Annotated in this window: 7 protein-coding genes; 1 reads left to right on the forward strand and 6 read right to left on the reverse strand. The window is 55.2% G+C overall.

What is annotated here, in order from left to right:
- Nucleotides 1–61: 61 nt before the first annotated feature.
- Complete coding sequence (locus GbCGDNIH6_RS12450) at nt 62–355, reverse strand: hypothetical protein (RefSeq protein ID WP_157692380.1); 294 nt, start codon at nt 353–355, stop codon at nt 62–64.
- Complete coding sequence (locus GbCGDNIH6_RS08075) at nt 348–764, reverse strand: recombinase family protein (RefSeq protein ID WP_081370043.1); 417 nt, start codon at nt 762–764, stop codon at nt 348–350. Before GbCGDNIH6_RS08075 ends, GbCGDNIH6_RS12450 begins: the two co-directional genes overlap by 8 nt.
- Before the next feature lie 329 nt (nt 765–1,093).
- On the opposite strand from GbCGDNIH6_RS08075, the gene GbCGDNIH6_RS08080 reads away from it, so the two are divergent.
- Nucleotides 1,094–2,092 carry a Hint domain-containing protein gene (locus GbCGDNIH6_RS08080; protein WP_157692381.1) on the forward strand — a complete coding sequence of 333 codons (999 nt, stop codon included), beginning with the start codon at nt 1,094–1,096 and terminating at the stop codon, nt 2,090–2,092.
- Between the two features lie 54 nt (nt 2,093–2,146).
- Here the strand turns inward: GbCGDNIH6_RS08080 and GbCGDNIH6_RS08085 are convergent, their stop codons facing one another.
- The 4 genes from GbCGDNIH6_RS08085 to GbCGDNIH6_RS08100 all read right to left on the reverse strand — a co-directional run bounded on the left by GbCGDNIH6_RS08085 (nt 2,147) and on the right by GbCGDNIH6_RS08100 (nt 17,361).
- The gene (locus tag GbCGDNIH6_RS08085; RefSeq protein WP_157692382.1) at nt 2,147–4,360 is read right to left on the reverse strand and encodes an adhesin; all 2,214 of its coding nucleotides are present in this window, start codon (nt 4,358–4,360) and stop codon (nt 2,147–2,149) included.
- A 53-nt stretch (nt 4,361–4,413) separates the two neighbouring features.
- Nucleotides 4,414–8,535: an AIDA repeat-containing protein gene (locus tag GbCGDNIH6_RS08090; RefSeq protein WP_232449760.1), complete on the reverse strand. Its 4,122-nt coding sequence runs from the start codon at nt 8,533–8,535 to the stop codon at nt 4,414–4,416.
- A 229-nt stretch (nt 8,536–8,764) separates the two neighbouring features.
- The gene (locus tag GbCGDNIH6_RS08095; protein ID WP_072563516.1) at nt 8,765–12,628 is read right to left on the reverse strand and encodes an AIDA repeat-containing protein; all 3,864 of its coding nucleotides are present in this window, start codon (nt 12,626–12,628) and stop codon (nt 8,765–8,767) included.
- Nucleotides 12,629–12,849: 221 nt separating this feature from the next.
- Nucleotides 12,850–17,361, reverse strand: coding sequence for an AIDA repeat-containing protein (locus GbCGDNIH6_RS08100; RefSeq protein WP_081370045.1), 4,512 nt, complete (start codon nt 17,359–17,361; stop codon nt 12,850–12,852).
- Nucleotides 17,362–17,528 lie beyond the last annotated feature (167 nt).

A 17,528-nucleotide genomic window follows, 5' to 3' on the forward strand; every position in this document is an offset into this window, starting at 1 on the left:
GTCCCCGCGCATGATCCATGATGGAGCCAACACGCATGACCAAGCATTCCTTTCAGAACATTCAGCCCTCCTTCTGCTCACGCAGGGATTGCGTGGTCTGAGCTTTCATACGAACTGGAAAAGGACCAGCCTTATCATGGGCCGTATCAGTCACAGTGACACCAGACAGTTCATCGTCGGTCATGACATCAAGGGACGGTGGGTCGTATGCGATCAAAGCGGAGCCGTCGGAGGCATCTTCAAAAACCGTGACTCCGCGCTCAGCTTCGCCAGAAGCGAAACGGGCCATCATCCTCACGCGGTCTTCTGCGCCCCGGATCACCTGGTCATGGATTTCTTCAGCACTCTCAGCCACACGGCCTTACGCCCGCAAAGCTGACCTCAACGCACCGCCTTTTTCCGGGAGGAAGCCGTGTCAGGCAGCCACCCGGGAAATGGAACGGAACTGACGCACTATTCCTCCGCCAGATGCCGCAGAGACTTGCCTGCCTGACGCCGACGGCGAATATCCAGCTTCTGCAGGCAACCAACCGCGCCCGTCCCTCTGCCATTGCGCCCTTGCGCGTGCTCTCCCGCATCATCGCAAACAGATCGAATATGCTGTGGGTCAACCGGTCTAGCCGCGTGACCAAAACCGTATCACCCGACCGCAAAAAATCGTAGCATCCTGTGCATTTTTTCCGGCCTGCATCAGCACCACTGGCTTTTTCCATGAAAACCCGGTGACAGCCGAAAGCCGTCAGATGGGCGATTTGAACATCCAGTGTCTGGCCAAGGGTGCTTAGCCGTACGTAACCCCTTTTGCGGCCCGTCGGCTTTTTTCAATTTGTTTTGCTTTTTAAAATTTGATTTATATTTATATTTATTTTTTATAAAAATAATGGGACAAAACTTTTGTTTTTTTAATTTTTAACAAGCTTTCATATCTATCTTAGCTCTGGTAGCAGGAAATGGTTCCTCCATCTTGAATGATGATCACGCTCTTTATTCTCCAGAGGCAGTTGACATAAACCGCATGCTGAAAAAGTTCTCTCCGGCAGACATAATCGGGAGAGAACAATGCCATGTGGCAGGCAGCGTTCTCAAAGGAAGCATGATCCTGACCACAACGGGAGAAGTCCCGGTGGAGCGGTTTGATCAAGGTGCCTCCGTGGCCAATATGTCCAGATGCTGGACCAGATTTCAGCGGGTGATACCCAATATAATCCTGCCGGATGCCCTGGCCGGCTACCCCATCCGTATTCTGCCCCATGCGATAGCGGACGGTATCCCTGTCCGCACAACTTTCGTGACCCCCGACCAGTGCCTGATCATTGCCGGGTATCCTGTTCCAGCCCGCACTCTGGTAAACGGAAGGAGCATCGCCTATGATCGCACCCATAGTGCATACGATGCCTATACGCTTGCGACAGAGCAGCAGGCACCCGTTGTCGTGAACGGGATCCCCCTGATGTCGGTGGCCGTCATTCACAGACAGCCCCGCATCAGGACAGAGGAAGGGCAGCAGGACGGCCTGCTCTCTTTTCCCACCTCGCGGGCTTCAGACGACAGAGCTCGTATCGTAACACAGCGCGCCATTGTGGAGGCAATTTTTCATCGGCTTCGCCAACGCTCCAGAATACATGGCATTGGCCGTGCCATGTTTCGGGCGATTCTGTCCTATGACCCGGCTTTTTATCTGCTGGGGACGGATGACAGACCCATCCCCCCTTTGCTCAATACCAGGGAAGGTTGGAAGGAATTTCTTCTTCCACCGGGGATTTCCAGTGTGCGTCTTCTATCCCGTACCAGCAGGCCGTGTGAATCGATCGGCCCGTTTATAGATGACCAGCGTCTGTTTGGCGTGCAGGTAGGGGAGATTACCCTTACGGAAAACAGACGCTGTCGACCTGTCACCAGTCATCTGACCGACGTCAATCTGCCGGGATGGCACGATAACACTCTATCCTCGGCACGTTGGACACGGGGCGATGCGCTTCTGAACCTTACAGAACGGCAATCCAGTACGACCGGGTTCCTGGCAATCCGTCTGCTGTCGGGTGGTCCCTATATCATCGGTGAACGCGATCTGAGCACAGTTTCATGCCTGTAAACCATCATGCCCATAGAGGCTTAAGAAACAACAGACAGGCATGGTTATAATGTATCAACCGAACTCGCTTCGGAGCAGAAACGGTACACCTCGCAGCGTGATATGAGTATTGTCCGACAAGGTAAAATGCACATTGCCATCGATGTCCGGTCGCATCGTAAAGTAGGCGGCATCCACCTGCTTTTCAGAAAATCCGTTGAAGACCAGGCGATCAACCCCTTTTTCAAAACCGCTGATCGTATCGGAACCACCGCCACGCCCATTGGTAAAAGCAAAAATATCGACAGCTTTCATGCTCACACTGCCAGCCATCAAGGCATTGCCGGTTCCTGCAAACATAACTGTACCTGGCGCCCAATATCCGCTGAGGGTTGTATTCCCTGAACCTGCCTGCAGAACATTGCCTTCCCCATGGGATCTCAGGATATCTCCTTCACCACCGCCGAATACAGTGCTGTTTTTGGTGACATCAATGACGTTCGATCCTGCGCTGCCAGCAAAGAAAGTGCCGTTCGTGGCACCCTCAACCGTGATATTACCACTTCCACCCTGGATCGTATCCCTGCTGCCATTCCCGCCGTAGTAAGTCAGCGTGGCACCGCTCTGACCAAAAGCCAGCATAGTACCGGCATTGCCTGCATACAGCTCTCCCTTGCTGCCGGAACCAAGCAGCACCAGGCCACTGCCAGAGCCACCGCCGGTATAAATGAGGCTGCCGGCCGTACCGAACATGGTGGAGGCTCCATCTGCACCGACAATGGTATTGCTGCCTCCCATACCGATAAATATCGGTGATGATTGGCCGTTTGCGACCAGAAACCGCGCACCTTCTCCGGCTCCGATAACCGTATTGACACCTGCATATGCGACAACAGTATCGGAACCATTGCTCCAGAGGGTATTTTCCTGCCCTTTCATACTAACAGTTGAGCCGCCAAGTCCGGTCATCAGAAGATTATGATTGGCAGACGCCACAATCGAATCATGACCTTTTCCTCCGAAAATAGTGGTATAGCCTTCACCATCTTCAAAGAAAGTGGCGCCTCTGCCGCCGATCAGGATATCTCCCTGACCGCTGGCATACAGATATCCGCCACCAGAACCACTGGCCAGCGTATCCGCACCTGCACCACCGGTAATCGTGTTCTTTCCAGCACCACCTGCCAGATATTGCGACAGAGTCGTATTCAATTTTACATAAACGGGTGCCGTTTCGTTTTTCAGCACCACACTGATTGATGATGGGGCCGTACCGCCAGCGGTGGGGAGAAACGCCAGATTCGTCAGTGCCGAAGACACATCTTCAGGCCGTCCAGACACAATATAGGTTTTGCCGTCAGCACTCAGATCTCCAGTGCCGAGATTGGCATAGGTTCCGCCAAAAGACGAATTCAGGCTGAACTGGGCCGTCACCTGCGTCGCGGTAGAATAACCGTACAGCGTGATGTCATTTGTAAAAGGATGAATACCGCTGGCTGTATAAACCTGCGTACCGCCGACCCCGTCATTCTGGGCCAGCAATACCTGCCCTGCAAGGCTATCACTGCTAAATTTCAAATAGGCAGAGCTTGTTCCGGCGACAATTTTTACGACACCGGCTCGGCTGGTCTGTATGACGGATGCGCTGTTCACGTAACGCATGCTGGCGAGATCAATCGCATCATCCGCCTTGAACCCGCTGATGACCGTGTTTGACACGTCCACAGTCTGATCGAGAACAGCCAGGGTTCCGCTGCCGTTTCCTGTGAATGTCAGGCTGCCCCTCAGCCATCCCGCACTTCCCAACGATATTTTTCCAGTACCACTGATAACGGCATTGGCGCCGAGACTGTTCTTCCTGATCACCATCTGACCACCAGAAGTCAGGACTGTGCCACTGGCCACACCCCCGCTATCAACAATCTGCTGTGCTGTATCACCCGCAACAACAGTGTTGGTGGCCAAGCCATACATGTATTGTCTGCCACCGGAGTTGATCTGCGTTCCGTCAGCAAGACCCGAGTACAAGATCGTTTGCGTACCCGCATCACCAATGACCGTGCCACTGACGCGGCCACCCCAATTGACGACCTGTGCGCCGCCATTGATCACTGTCAGGTCTGCAATGCCACCCGATGCGACTGTCATGGCACCTGAGGTGTTCAGAGAGGTGCTGGTAACCGCTCCATTCACAATAGCTGTATCGTACTGAATGGCAGAGAGGCTCCCGCTCTGACCAATCACAAGACCTGACGAACTCACACCCGATGAGATGCTGATAAGAGTCATTTTTATTCTCTTACTAAGTTTTATGTAGATAAGCAGTCAGAGGAACCGGGTTCTTATCCGAACTGGCTCCGGCTGAGTGCGGAGACACCGAGGAGCGTGATCTGCGTGTTATCGGTCAGTGTGAAGTGCATGTTGCCCGACCCGTCCACGCTCTTCGTGGCATAGGACGCATCAGCCTGCGCACTGGAGAAACCGTTCAAGACCAGATGATCAATCCCCGCATTGAACCCGCTGATCGTGTCCGAGCCTCCACCTTGACCATTGGCAAAGGCAAAAATATCAACCGCCGCCTCATTCGTGCTGCCGATCATCATATCATTGCCGGTCCCAGCGAACATCACAGTGCCATCAGCACCGCCACCATTCAGCGTCGTGTTGCCGCCGCCGGCCTGCAACACGTTCCCCGTCCCCGTCGCGGTCAGAACATCACCATTCCCTCCGCCAAACACAAGGCTGTGTCCGGCAACAGAGATCTGGTTCGAACCCGCAGTTCCACCAAAATACGTGCCGTTGATCCCGTTATTCACCACGATGCTGCCATTGCCGCCCTGGATCGTGTCGGCGCCGCCGCCACCCGTATAGAACAGCGTCGCACCGCTCTGACCAAACGCCAGAAGGCCGCCAGCCGCACTCCCGAACAGATTGGCCGTGCTGCCGGCACCCGTCACGACAAAACCGCTGCCATTTCCGGCCGCGTAGGTCAGGTTGCCAGCCGTGCCGAACAGCGTCGAGGCGCCATCGCCACCCAGAATGGTGCTGGCACCGCCCGCGCCAATGAACATCACACCCGAAGACCCGCCAGAGATCGTCGCGTTCGAACCACCCGCACCAATCACCGTGTTCGCACCAGCAGAGACCGAAACGTTATCCGCGCCATAGCTCCACAAAGAGTTGCCGCGTGCCTTTAGATAGACGGTGGAACCGCCAGTTCCGGTCATCACCAGATTGCCGCCCGCCGCAGCGTCGATCGTATCATGACCACGCCCCCCGAAGATCGTCGCCGCACCGGCACCATCATGGAACAGCGTCGATCCCCTCCCACCAATCAGCAGGTCGCCTCTGCCAACCGCCTGCAGCACACCACCACCCGAACCGCTGGCCAGAGTATCATTGCCGGAACCGCCCATAATCGTATCCGCTGCCGCACCACCGGCCAGATACTGGTTCAGCGCCGTGTTCAGCTTCAGCACGACCGGAGCCGTTTCGTTTTTGAGGATCACCCGCACGGAAGATGGAGCAGAACCGGTGGATGCAGGCTGAAACACAAGAGTCTGCAATGCTGACAATATATCCGATGCCGTTCCGGACACGCTGTAACTGCTGCCATCCGCGCTGACCGTGCCACTACCGAGATTCGAGAAGCTACCCGCATAGCCAGACCCAAATCCGAACACAGTTGACAGCGTTCCACCGGATGATGTGCCGGTCAGGCTGACCTGCTTCATCAGTTGGGCATACCCCGTCGGTGTCGGCTCTGGTGTCGGTGTCGGGGTGGGTTGAGCATCCGATACATAAAGGATCGTGCTGTTATCAGTATCCTGTTTTATCTGGATTGTCTGGCTGCTGGCAAAATTGAGCGTATATGAAGAAGCATACGGATTTTCAATCAGCACCCTTCCCCCAGATTGTTTGACGCTGGTATTTTTGCTGTAAAGCAGCCATGCCAGATCAATCTTGTCATCGCTTTTAAATCCACTGATCACCACACCGGCAAGAGAGGTACGGTCATCCATAATCTTCAAAGTACCGCTGCCGACATCACTGAATGTCAGAGATCCGCTCAGTGTACCGCCACTGAAAACGGTGACGGTTCCTTGATCAGCAATCAGGTCATTGACCGCTATTCCTTCAACAAACTGCATACCGCCTGAGCTGATGGTCGTATTACTGACCACACTCCCCGACGAAACAAACTGATAGCCGGCAGAATGAAGAGTGACACCGGTCGCATAACCACCGGATGAAACAAACTGGGTACCGGAATCGTTGACTATCGTGCCAATGGCAGAGCCACCAGATGAAACAAACTGATAACCAGAATAATTAATGGTTGTCTTTTCTGCAATACCACTGGCAGAAATGTACTGTAGAGCAGCGGACATCAGTATCGTGCCGGTTGCGTATCCTCCCGACATAACAGTCTGCAGACCGTATTGATTGACTGTCGTCTCACTGGCACTGCCAGAAGCGGAAACAATCTGCGTTCCACCCTGGCTTATGATGGCACTGGCAGCGATCCCTCCCGACATGACCACCTGTGTTCCACCACCCAGAATTGTTGTCAGGCTGGCAATGCCGGAAGCAGAAATACTCTGTGTTGCACTGCGATAAATCGTGGCACTGATTGCAGTCCCGCCTGTCAGAATGGTCTCCTGACCACCAGAGTTGATAAATGAGCCGCTTGCAACACCCCCGGAAGAGACAATTTGTATGCCATAGACTTCATCGCTGCCGGCAACACCACCGGAGAGTACAGTCTGCGTACCGCCAGACATAATCCATGTCGCGTTAAGGACACCGCCATCGGCAACAGTCTGATTGGCACCAGAACTGACATAGACCTGAAATGTACTGCCACCGCCGACAACAGTCTGAAGGCCACCGGCGCTGATATTCACGCTATAGGCGACACCGCCGCCGAGCACATCCTGACGGCCGCCGGACAAAATAGAAGCACCGTAATAATAGCCCCAGCCCCCGGAACTGCCGGACGTGGTGGAAACAGCAACCCGGCGTCCATCATGACCGCCGGATAAAACAGTCTGAAGGCCACCGGCCCCAATCGTCGTGGAAGCTGTCTCACCTCCGGCAGAGAGTATCTGCTCACCACCGGAATTGATCATTGCACTGACAGCATAACCCGCAGCAAAGACAATCTGCGTGCCACCCGATGAAATCAGAGCTGCGACTGCTGTGCCACCCGATGAAACCGCCTGGCTGCCACCGGCCAGAATCGTCGTACCACCCCCGGCAGACGTCTTCCCCACCAGGCCAGCGACTTCATCAATACTCCGCCATCCACCATCACTACCGCCAGCCAGAATGATCTGGGTACCGCCAGAGCTGATGGTTGCACCATACGCATTGCCACCGTTCACAACCTGGCTGCCACCGGCCAGAATCATCGCACCACTCAATGGATTATTGCCACCGGAAGGCACATTGGTATCCCACCGGATACCATCCCAGCCTCCGTTCCAGACAATCTCGGTTCCTCCGGAACTGATGATCGTGCCAAGCGCACTGCCAAATGTATTGGACAGGCTGACGGCTGAAGAAACCAGTCCTGACACCTCCAGAGCACCGCCGGCGCTGATCGTTGTGCCGGTGACACGACCACTGAAAACCAGCTGTGAGCCACCGGAATTCACCAGCGTCGCGGAAGCCGACGCACCATCCAGCACAAACTGCATGCCACCGTTTGCCAGCACAGTGCCTGTTGCAGTCGCCCCGGATGAGAGCAACTGGGACGCCGAAACCTGTAAGGAAAAATCATGAGCGGCTACCCCGCTCCCCAGAATCTGATACCCGCCGCTGCCGAACACTGTATCGCTGATGATTGCGCCGGAAGAGACAAACTGCCTTCCTCCCGCACTCACCACCGTACCGGATGCCGTGCCTCCGGAAAACACAACCTGTGTGCCACTGGAAACCAGGATTGTGTCTGTTGCCGTGGTGCCGACAGAGACCGCCTGAAAGGCCAGCGTATCAATCAAAATACCGCTTGTCTCTGCCCCGCTGACCAGAATCTGGATACCGTCAGTGCCGAAAACCGTGTCACTGACAACCGCGCCAGACACTAATATCTGCTTAGCGCCTGCACTCAGCATCGTACGCTTGGCAACCCCGCCAAAACCAACCACCTGCGTAGCATTTGCACCCGCCAGCATAGTGTCCTGTGCGGTTCCGCCGCTATAGACGACTTGCGTGCCCCCTCCGCTGACAAGCGTCTCGCTGGCAAGGCCTCCATTTTCAATGTTCTGCGTGCCACCACTATTGACAAGAGTTCCGCTGGCAGTGCCACCGCTCAGCACCTCCATGACTCCCAGCAGGTTCAGCGTGGTGCTGATGGCGGTACCGCTGACATTCATCAGGTCGCCTTGACTGCCCCCTGAAGACGTTCCGATCGTCAAGCCGCTTGAAATCGTTCCGGGAAAAACATTGATGGTGGTCATTAATTGTCACACTTAATATTTCTGTTGCTCAAGGAACGAGTAGGGCAGTCGAACGGTACGGATTTTTTCCCTAATAAACTTTTTTGCGCAATGATTTTGTTGCTTTCTCGTTTTGATTAAAAGTTTTAATATCAAAGCGTTATTTTAATATTAAAACAAAATACAAAAAAAGAGAGCTGACCTTCATCAGCTCTCTTTCCTGAGTGGTCCAGTAATTTCACTCAGATCTTCATCCGAACTGGCTCCGGCTGAGTGCGGAGACACCGACGAGCGTGATCTGGGTATTATCGGTCAGGGTGAAGTGCATGTTGCCGGACCCGTCCACGCTCTGCGTGGCATAGGACGCATCCGCCTGCGCACCGGAAAATCCGTTCAGGATCAGACGATCAACACCCACCGTAAACCCGCTGATCGTATCGGAGCCGCCAGCCTGGCCATTGGCAAACGCAAACGCATCCACGACAGAACTGTTCGTGCTGCCAATCATCAGCGCATTGCCAGTCCCTGCGAACATCGCCGTGCCGTTTCCAGCAGCACCGGTCAGCGTTTCGTTCCCGGTACCAGCCACCAGAACATTGCCGTTGCCCGTCGAGGACAGAACATCGCCATTGCCACCGCCCAGAACCGTCGCGTCTCCCGTGGCGAGGATCATGTTCGAGCCTGCCTGACCACCAACATACAGACCATTACTGCCCGAGCTGACAGACACACTGCCTGTGCCGCCAATGATCGTATCGGAAGAACCATGCCCCGTATAATCCAGCACTGCGCCACTTGCACCAAACGCAATCAAACCGGGACCGGTGGTCGAACCAAACAGGTTGACCGTACCCCCATTGCCAGCAACGATCAGGTCACTGCCACCATTGGCCGTATAATCAACAGTTCCCCCGGTGCCAAAGACCGTCGCGCCACCATCACCACCCACAACAGTGCTGGCACCCGTTCTCTGGATGAAGGTCGTGACATTGTTATTGCTGATCGTGGCATAAGTCGCGCCGCCAGCACCAACAATCGTGTTCGCGCTCGCCATGACTGACACCGTATCCGCGCCCTTGCTCCATGCCACGTTGCCAGCAGCAGACAGATTCACCTGACTCCCCGCACTACCCGTCACGATTGTATCTCTGCCAGCAGCTGCATTGATCGTATCACGGCCCTGGCCGCCCCGGATCGTCGCCGCACCATCACCGTCATTGAACAGCGTGGCCCCGCTGCCGCCTATCAGAATATCCCCACTGCCTCTTGCCTGCAGAACACCACCGCCAGAGCCGCTCTGAAGCGTGTCGGCACCCGTGCCGCCCATGATCGTGTCAGCCTGCGAGCCACCCACCAGATACTGGTTCAGCGTCGTGTTCAGCTGCAACATAAGCGGCGCCGCCTCGTTCGACAGCACCAGCTTTACCATTGTCGGAGAAGTGCCACCGGTCGGCTGGAAGACAAGGTTGTGCAACGCCGTTGATACGTCGGTGGATGTACCCGTCACACTGTAAGTCTTGCCATCCGTGCTGACTTCACCAGCACCAAGATTCGCATAGCTCCCGGTGTAAGCAGCATCAAAGCCGAAATCAGCCGTCATGCTGGAGGCCGTGCCAACAAGAGACACGCTCTGTGCCGGCAGAATACCACCCGTTGCATAAAGCACAGTGGAGCCATTCGCACCCTCCTTCGCAAGGAAGACGCGATTGCCCGGCCCGTCATTCGCAAAGTTCAGGCTGTAGCTGCCATTCCCCGTCACAACGCTGATATTGCTGCTGCCCTGTGTCACATAGCCCTGGCTGTCATAGCCCAGACTGCTCAGATCAACCTGATCGTCACTCTGGAAACCGCTGATCACAACACCGGAGACGACAGCGCCGTTCTGCAGTGTTAGTGTTCCGCTGCCAATCCCGGCAAAGGTCAGGGAACCACTGAGTACGCCACCAGAAGAGACGCTTACAGCGCCCTGACCGGCGATTACGTCGTTCACAGCCAGACCGCCAGAGATAACTTGCTCAACACCGCCAGCGCTGACGATGGTACCACTTGCGATACCGCCAGAGGAAACAGTCTGCGAACCGCCAGAGCTGACCGTCGTAGAGATCGCAGAAAAGCCAGCTTCAACGTTCAGGATGCCACCATTGCTGACGACCGTGCCCACTGCAGAACCACCAGAGCTACCGAGCAGTAAACCACCCAGGTTAACAACCGTTCCACTCGCGACACCGCTAGAGGCAACAGCCTGCACAGCACCACTGCTGACGACCGTGCCATTCGCAACACCGCCAGAGTTAACAAGCTGCACACTACCACTACTGACGACCGTGCCATTCGTAACACCGCCCGAGTAAACAAACTGCGTACCGCCTAAGCTGAGCTGCGCACTGACCGCGCTACCTAGAACAACCTGGCCGCCCCCCCCACTGATCACTGTATTACTGGCAACACCACTTGCCAGAATGGTCTGCAGACCACCAAGCGTTCCGCTGATATCCAGACCGCCAGAGGAAACAGTCTGCGAACCGCCAGAGCTGACCGTCGTAGACGTCGCGGAACCGCCAGACTGAACAAATTGGTAGCCACCGCTGCTGACGACCGTGGCACTGGCAACGCCGCCAGAAGAAATAGTCTGAGAACCACGATAGCTTACCGTCACAGAGATCGCGGAACCGCCAGACTGAACAGATTGGTTGCCCTCGCTGCTGACGACCGTGGCACTGGCAACGCCACCGGCGGAAATAACTTGCGTCCCCCCATCGGATAAAACGATTCCCGTGGTTATAGCCCCGGAAGAAAGCGTTTGAGAGCCAGAACCCTGCACAGAAATGCCGCTCACAACCACGCCGCTCAGCAGAACCTGATTGCCGCCAGCGCTGAAAATGGTGTTGCTTACGATGGCGCCAGAAGACACAAGCTGCATGCCACCAGAGCTCAATACCGTGCCCGAAGCCGTAGCACCGGAGAAAACAGTCTGCGTGCCACCAGACAGGAGGAGTGCCGAAAATGCGGAACCGCCAGCCTGAACAAACTGGTTCCCACCACTGCTGACAACGGTGCCACTCGCAATACCGCTATCGAAAACAGTCTGCTCACCGGCAGAGCTGATCTGCGCACTGACCGCACTGCCGGCAACAGACTGGCTGCCAGCACTGATCACCGTATTACTTGCAACGCCATCTAGCAGAATGATCTGGAAACCACCCAAAACCGTTCCACTGATGTCCAGACCGGCAGACTGAATAAACTGGCTGCCACCAGCACTCACCATGGTGCCACTTGCTACACCGCCAGAAGAAACAAACTGCCGGCCACCAGATACCAGAACCGTACCCGTTGCTGTTGCACCCGAAGACAGGGTTTGAGTGGCCACAACCTGTATGGATGCACCGCTGATCGAGGCACCGCTTAGCAAAATCTGCTGGCCGCCTGTACTGAATATTGTGCCGCTGACAAAGGCACCACTATTCACATACTGAAGACCACCAGATGATAGCGTTGTAGAAAAGGCGGAGCCTCCTCCCATAATATTCTGCGAACCACCTGCACTGACCTGTCCGCCGCTGTCCAGCCCACCAGAAAAAATAAACTGTCTTCCTCCAGAGCTTATCTGCGTATTGCTCGCCACCCCACCAGCATAAACTGCCTGTCCCGCTCCCCCACTGATCTGCGTATTAAGTGTGACGCCTCCTGAAGATACATACTGGCCGGCATCTGCGTTGAGATGAGTATCCTGTGCTACCCCCCCAGAATAAATATACTGCCCGCCAGATGTATAAGCCTGGGTATCAATAGCAGTACCACCCGAAGAAACGATTTGAGTACCACGAGAAGCAACCTGAGTTCTGCTGGCCACACCGCTTGAAAGCAGATATTGGTACCCACCACTGCTGATCGTAGTAGAGACAGAATATCCACCGGAACCAACGCTTTCCTGACCTCCCGAATTGATCACTGTACCGCTGGCTGTTCCACCACCAGACACCACCACTAGACCATTATTATTAACAGTGGTGTCAGTAATAATCCCCTGAACAGAAGCACTATCATACTGACCAGCCTGACCGATGATCAAACCGGTGCTTGTTACACCAGAAGAAATCAAAACGTTAGACATTAATTTTCCTTTGATTAATGTTTATTTTTAAGCTTAACACTGCTTATAGATCAAAAAAGTCAAAAAGATAAATTTTTAACATAAGGCTAAAATTTCAACAGGGCATTCAATGGGACAAATGAAGTTCTAAAAAAACGCTGTAGCCGGAAGCGGCTACAGCGTGTGACTGATCAAACATCAATGATGCATCCCTGCAGTAAGAAGCAGAGTCAGTCAGATCTTCATCCGAACTGGCTCCGGCTGAGTGCGGAGACACCGACGAGCGTGATCTGGGTATTATCGGTCAGGGTGAAGTGCATGTTGCCGGACCCGTCCACGCTCTGCGTGGCATAAGATGCATCCGCCTGCGCACCGGAAAATCCGTTCAGGATCAGACGATCAACACCCACCGTAAACCCGCTGATCGTATCGGAGCCGCCAGCCTGGCCATTGGCAAACGCAAACGCATCCACGACAGAACTGTTCGTGCTGCCAATCATCAGCGCATTGCCAGTCCCTGCGAACATCGCCGTGCCGTTTCCAGCAGCACCGGTCAGCGTTTCGTTCCCGGTACCAGCCACCAGAACATTGCCGTTGCCCGTCGAGGACAGAACATCGCCATTGCCACCGCCCAGAACCGTCGCGTCTCCCGTGGCGAGGATCATGTTCGAGCCTGCCTGACCACCAACATACAGACCATTACTGCCCGAGCTGACAGACACACTGCCTGTGCCGCCAATGATCGTATCGGAAGAACCATGCCCCGTATAATCCAGCACTGCGCCACTTGCACCAAACGCAATCAAACCGGGACCGGTGGTCGAACCAAACAGGTTGACCGTACCCCCATTGCCAGCAACGATCAGGTCACTGCCACCATTGGCCGTATAATCAACAGTTCCCCCGGTGCCAAAGACCGTCGCGCCACCATCACCACCCACAACAGTGCTGGCACCCGTTCTCTGGATGAAGGTCGTGACATTGTTATTGCTGATCGTGGCATAAGTCGCGCCGCCAGCACCAACAATCGTGTTCGCGCTCGCCATGACTGACACCGTATCCGCGCCCTTGCTCCATGCCACGTTGCCAGCAGCAGACAGATTCACCTGACTCCCCGCACTACCCGTCACGATTGTATCTCTGCCAGCAGCTGCATTGATCGTATCACGGCCCTGGCCGCCCCGGATCGTCGCCGCACCATCACCGTCATTGAACAGCGTGGCCCCGCTGCCGCCTATCAGAATATCCCCACTGCCTCTTGCCTGCAGAACACCACCGCCAGAGCCGCTCTGAAGCGTGTCGGCACCCGTGCCGCCCATGATCGTGTCAGCCTGCGAGCCACCCACCAGATACTGGTTCAGCGTCGTGTTCAGCTGCAACATAAGCGGCGCCGCCTCGTTCGACAGCACCAGCTTTACCATTGTCGGAGAAGTGCCACCGGTCGGCTGGAAGACAAGGTTGTGCAACGCCGTTGATACGTCGGTGGATGTACCCGTCACACTGTAAGTCTTGCCATCCGTGCTGACTTCACCAGCACCAAGATTCGCATAGCTCCCGGTGTAAGCAGCATCAAAGCCGAAATCAGCCGTCATGCTGGAGGCCGTGCCAACAAGAGACACGCTCTGTGCCGGCAGAATACCACCCGTTGCATAAAGCACAGTGGAACCATTCGCACCCTCCTTCGCAAGGAAGACGCGATTGCCCGGCCCGTCATTCGCAAAGTTCAGGCTGTAGCTGCCATTCCCCGTCACAACGCTGATATTGTTGCCGCCCTGTGTCACATAGCCCTGGCTGTCATAGCCGAGACTGCTCAGATCAACCTGATCGTCACTCTGGAAACCGCTGATCACAACACCGGAGACGACAGCGCCGTTCTGCAGTGTTAGTGTTCCGCTGCCAATCCCGGCAAAGGTCAGGGAACCACTGAGTACGCCACCAGAAGAGACGCTTACAGCGCCCTGACCGGCAATCACGTCATTCACCGCAACACCGCCAGCAAAGATCAACTGCCCGCCACCAGAGGTCACAACCGTCCCACTGGCAACGCCACCGGACTGGATGCTTTGCAACGCACCGCTACCGGTCACTTGTGCATTATACGCCAGGCCACCCAAAGTCTGCAGCGTACCCTGCAACACGGTACCACTCGCGACACCGCCCGCATCCACGAACTGGCTGCCCGAGCTGACCACCGTGCCAATCGCGATACCACCCGAATACACACTCTCGCTTCCACCCGACAGTACCGTGCCGGAGGCGATACCTCCGCTGCTGATGAATTCATTGCCGCCGATCAGCACCGTGCCGCTTGCCGTGCCGCCCCTCAGATACAGATCACCATTGGTAGTCATCCGGGTGCCAGATACCGATGCACCAGTCTGCACAATCATCGTGCCATTGTTCAGCAGCGTGCCGATCGTGGAGCCACCGGAAGAAACGATCAGGTCGCTGGCCTGATTCTCGATAGCAACACCGGATACCCTGGCGCCGGAAGAAACTGTCAAGTTACCACCTGACAAAACGGCAGACTGCACAACACCGCCGTTCAGCAGGACCATATTACCCGCAAGAGTGATCACCGTGCCGAGCGCGGAACCGCCAGACGAAACAGTCTGCAAACCACCGGAATTGATCACAGTGGTGCTGGCAATACCACCGGCGGAAATAACTTGCGTCCCACCGCCTGATAAAACAATTCCCGTCGTTATGGCCCCGGAAGAAAGCGTTTGAGAGCCAGAACCCTGCACAGAAATGCCGCTCACAACCACGCCGCTCAGCAGAACCTGATTGCCGCCCGCACTGAATACAGTCCCACTGATAACAGCACCACTATTTACATACTGCACACCACCAGAGCTCAATACCGTGCCCGAAGCCGTAGCACCGGAGGAAACAGTCTGTGTGCCACCGGAAAGCAAAGTGACGGTGACCGCAGAACCACCCATCATAATCATCTGCGAGCCGCCTGCGCTGACCTGTGTCGCGATGGTCACACCACCGGAGCTGACAGTCTGCAATCCGCCGGAGCTGATCTGTGCACCACTGTCGATACCAGCCGACAGTACAACCTGTATGCCACCTGCGCTGACTTGCGCAGCAACTGCGACACCTCCGGAATTGACCTGCTGGCTACCGCTGACGAGCTTCGTACCACTGGCAATACCTCCAGCCCAGACATTCTGTGTACCACCTGCACTGATCTGCGCAGCGCTGGCAACACCGGAAGAATTAACCTGCTGAATGGCGCCAACAAGCTGGGTATCATTGGCCAGACCACCAGAATAAACAACCTGAAAACCGCCTGAACTGACCTGGGCCGCACTCGCAACGCCACCGGTGAAAATATCCTGCTCACCACCTGAACTAATCAGTGTGCCACCGGCCACACCCCCGGAGGAAACATACTGGAAAGCACCAAGCTCGACCTGTGCACTGACAGCGCTACCATACACATATTGTCTACCACCAGAGATGAACTGCGTGGCACTGGCAAGACCGCCGGAGGATACGAATTGCTGACCACCAGCGCTCAGCTGTACAGCGTTAGCAACACCACCCGCAGAAATCGTCTGCTGGCCGCCAGAACTGATCTGTGTCGCGATGGTCACACCACCGGAGCTGATAGTCTGCAACCCGCCGGAGCTGATCTGTGAACCACTGTCGATACCAGCCGACAATACAGTCTGTATGCCACCTGCACTGATTTGTGCAGCAACTGCAACGCCTCCGGAATTGACCTGCTGACTGCCGCTGACCAGCTTCGTACCACTGGCAATGCCTCCAGCCCAGACATTTTGTGTACCACCTGCACTGACCTGCACACCGCTGGCAACACCGGAAGAATTAACCTGCTGAATGGCGCCCACAAGCTGGGTATCGTTGGCCAGACCGCCAGAATAAACAACCTGAAAGCCACCTGAACTGACCTGGGCCGCACTCGCAACGCCACCGGTGAAAATATCCTGCTCACCACCTGAACTAATCAGTGTGCCACCAGCCACACCCCCGGAGGAAACATACTGGAAAGCACCAAGCTCGACCTGTGCACTGACAGCGCTACCATACACATACTGCAGGCCACCGGAACCGAGCAGTGCGGCCCTGGCAACGCCCCCAGAGGAAACATATTGTCTGCCACCCGAGAGAAACTGCGTAGCACTCGCAAGACCACCGGAGGATATGAATTGCTGACCACCAGCGCTCAGCTGCGCAGCGATGGAAACACCACCGGAAGAAATTGTTTGCTGACCGCCAGAACTAATCTGTGTCGCGCTGGCAAGACCACCAGACACAACCTGCTGACCGCCAGAACTAATCTGTGTCGCGCTGGCAAGACCACCAGACACAACCTGCTGACCGCCAGAATTGATCTTTGTCCCGCTTGCAACACCCCCGGACACAACCTGCTGACCGCCCGAGCTGACGACCGTGTTACCTGCGAAACCATTAAGAGCAATAAACTCTGAACCACCTGCGCTTACCGTGGTAGAAAATGCAACACCAGCAGACAGCACCCTATTCGTACCGCCCGAGCTGACGATCGTGTTACTTGCGACACCCGCAACACGCTGGTTTGCCAAATTCCGAATTGTCGTCGAGACAGCAAGACCACCGGAGCTAACGGTCTCCGTGGAAACGCCGGTGAGCTGCGTATTGATGGTCGTGCCCAGCACATCCACCGTAGCGGAGCCGACGGAGCCATTCAACGTTATGCCACTTGACGTAACACCCGCAGAAACAACGATATCAGCCATGGCAGTCCCCCCTTAATACGGACAAAAAATTATTATTTCTATCAAGAATAGGTAAAATATCACAGTATTCAGATTGGAAATAGAAAAATCGTATTAAAATTAAAGGAAGCATGCTATTTTTATTGTTAATTTATAAATAAATTTCATTTGATAAAAAAAAGGAGAGC

Source organism: Granulibacter bethesdensis (assembly GCF_001889525.1).
Lineage (GTDB): Bacteria > Pseudomonadota > Alphaproteobacteria > Acetobacterales > Acetobacteraceae > Granulibacter > Granulibacter bethesdensis_C.

Excerpts from the sequence above, each read along its gene's own strand:
- GbCGDNIH6_RS08080 (WP_157692381.1), top strand. The coding sequence starts at position 1,094 with ATGATCCTGACCACAACGGGAGAAGTCCCGGTGGAGCGGTTTGATCAA.
- GbCGDNIH6_RS08085 (WP_157692382.1), bottom strand. The coding sequence starts at position 4,360 with ATGACTCTTATCAGCATCTCATCGGGTGTGAGTTCGTCAGGTCTTGTG.
- GbCGDNIH6_RS08090 (WP_232449760.1), bottom strand. The coding sequence starts at position 8,535 with ATGACCACCATCAATGTTTTTCCCGGAACGATTTCAAGCGGCTTGACG.
- GbCGDNIH6_RS08095 (WP_072563516.1), bottom strand. The coding sequence starts at position 12,628 with ATGTCTAACGTTTTGATTTCTTCTGGTGTAACAAGCACCGGTTTGATC.
- GbCGDNIH6_RS08100 (WP_081370045.1), bottom strand. The coding sequence starts at position 17,361 with ATGGCTGATATCGTTGTTTCTGCGGGTGTTACGTCAAGTGGCATAACG.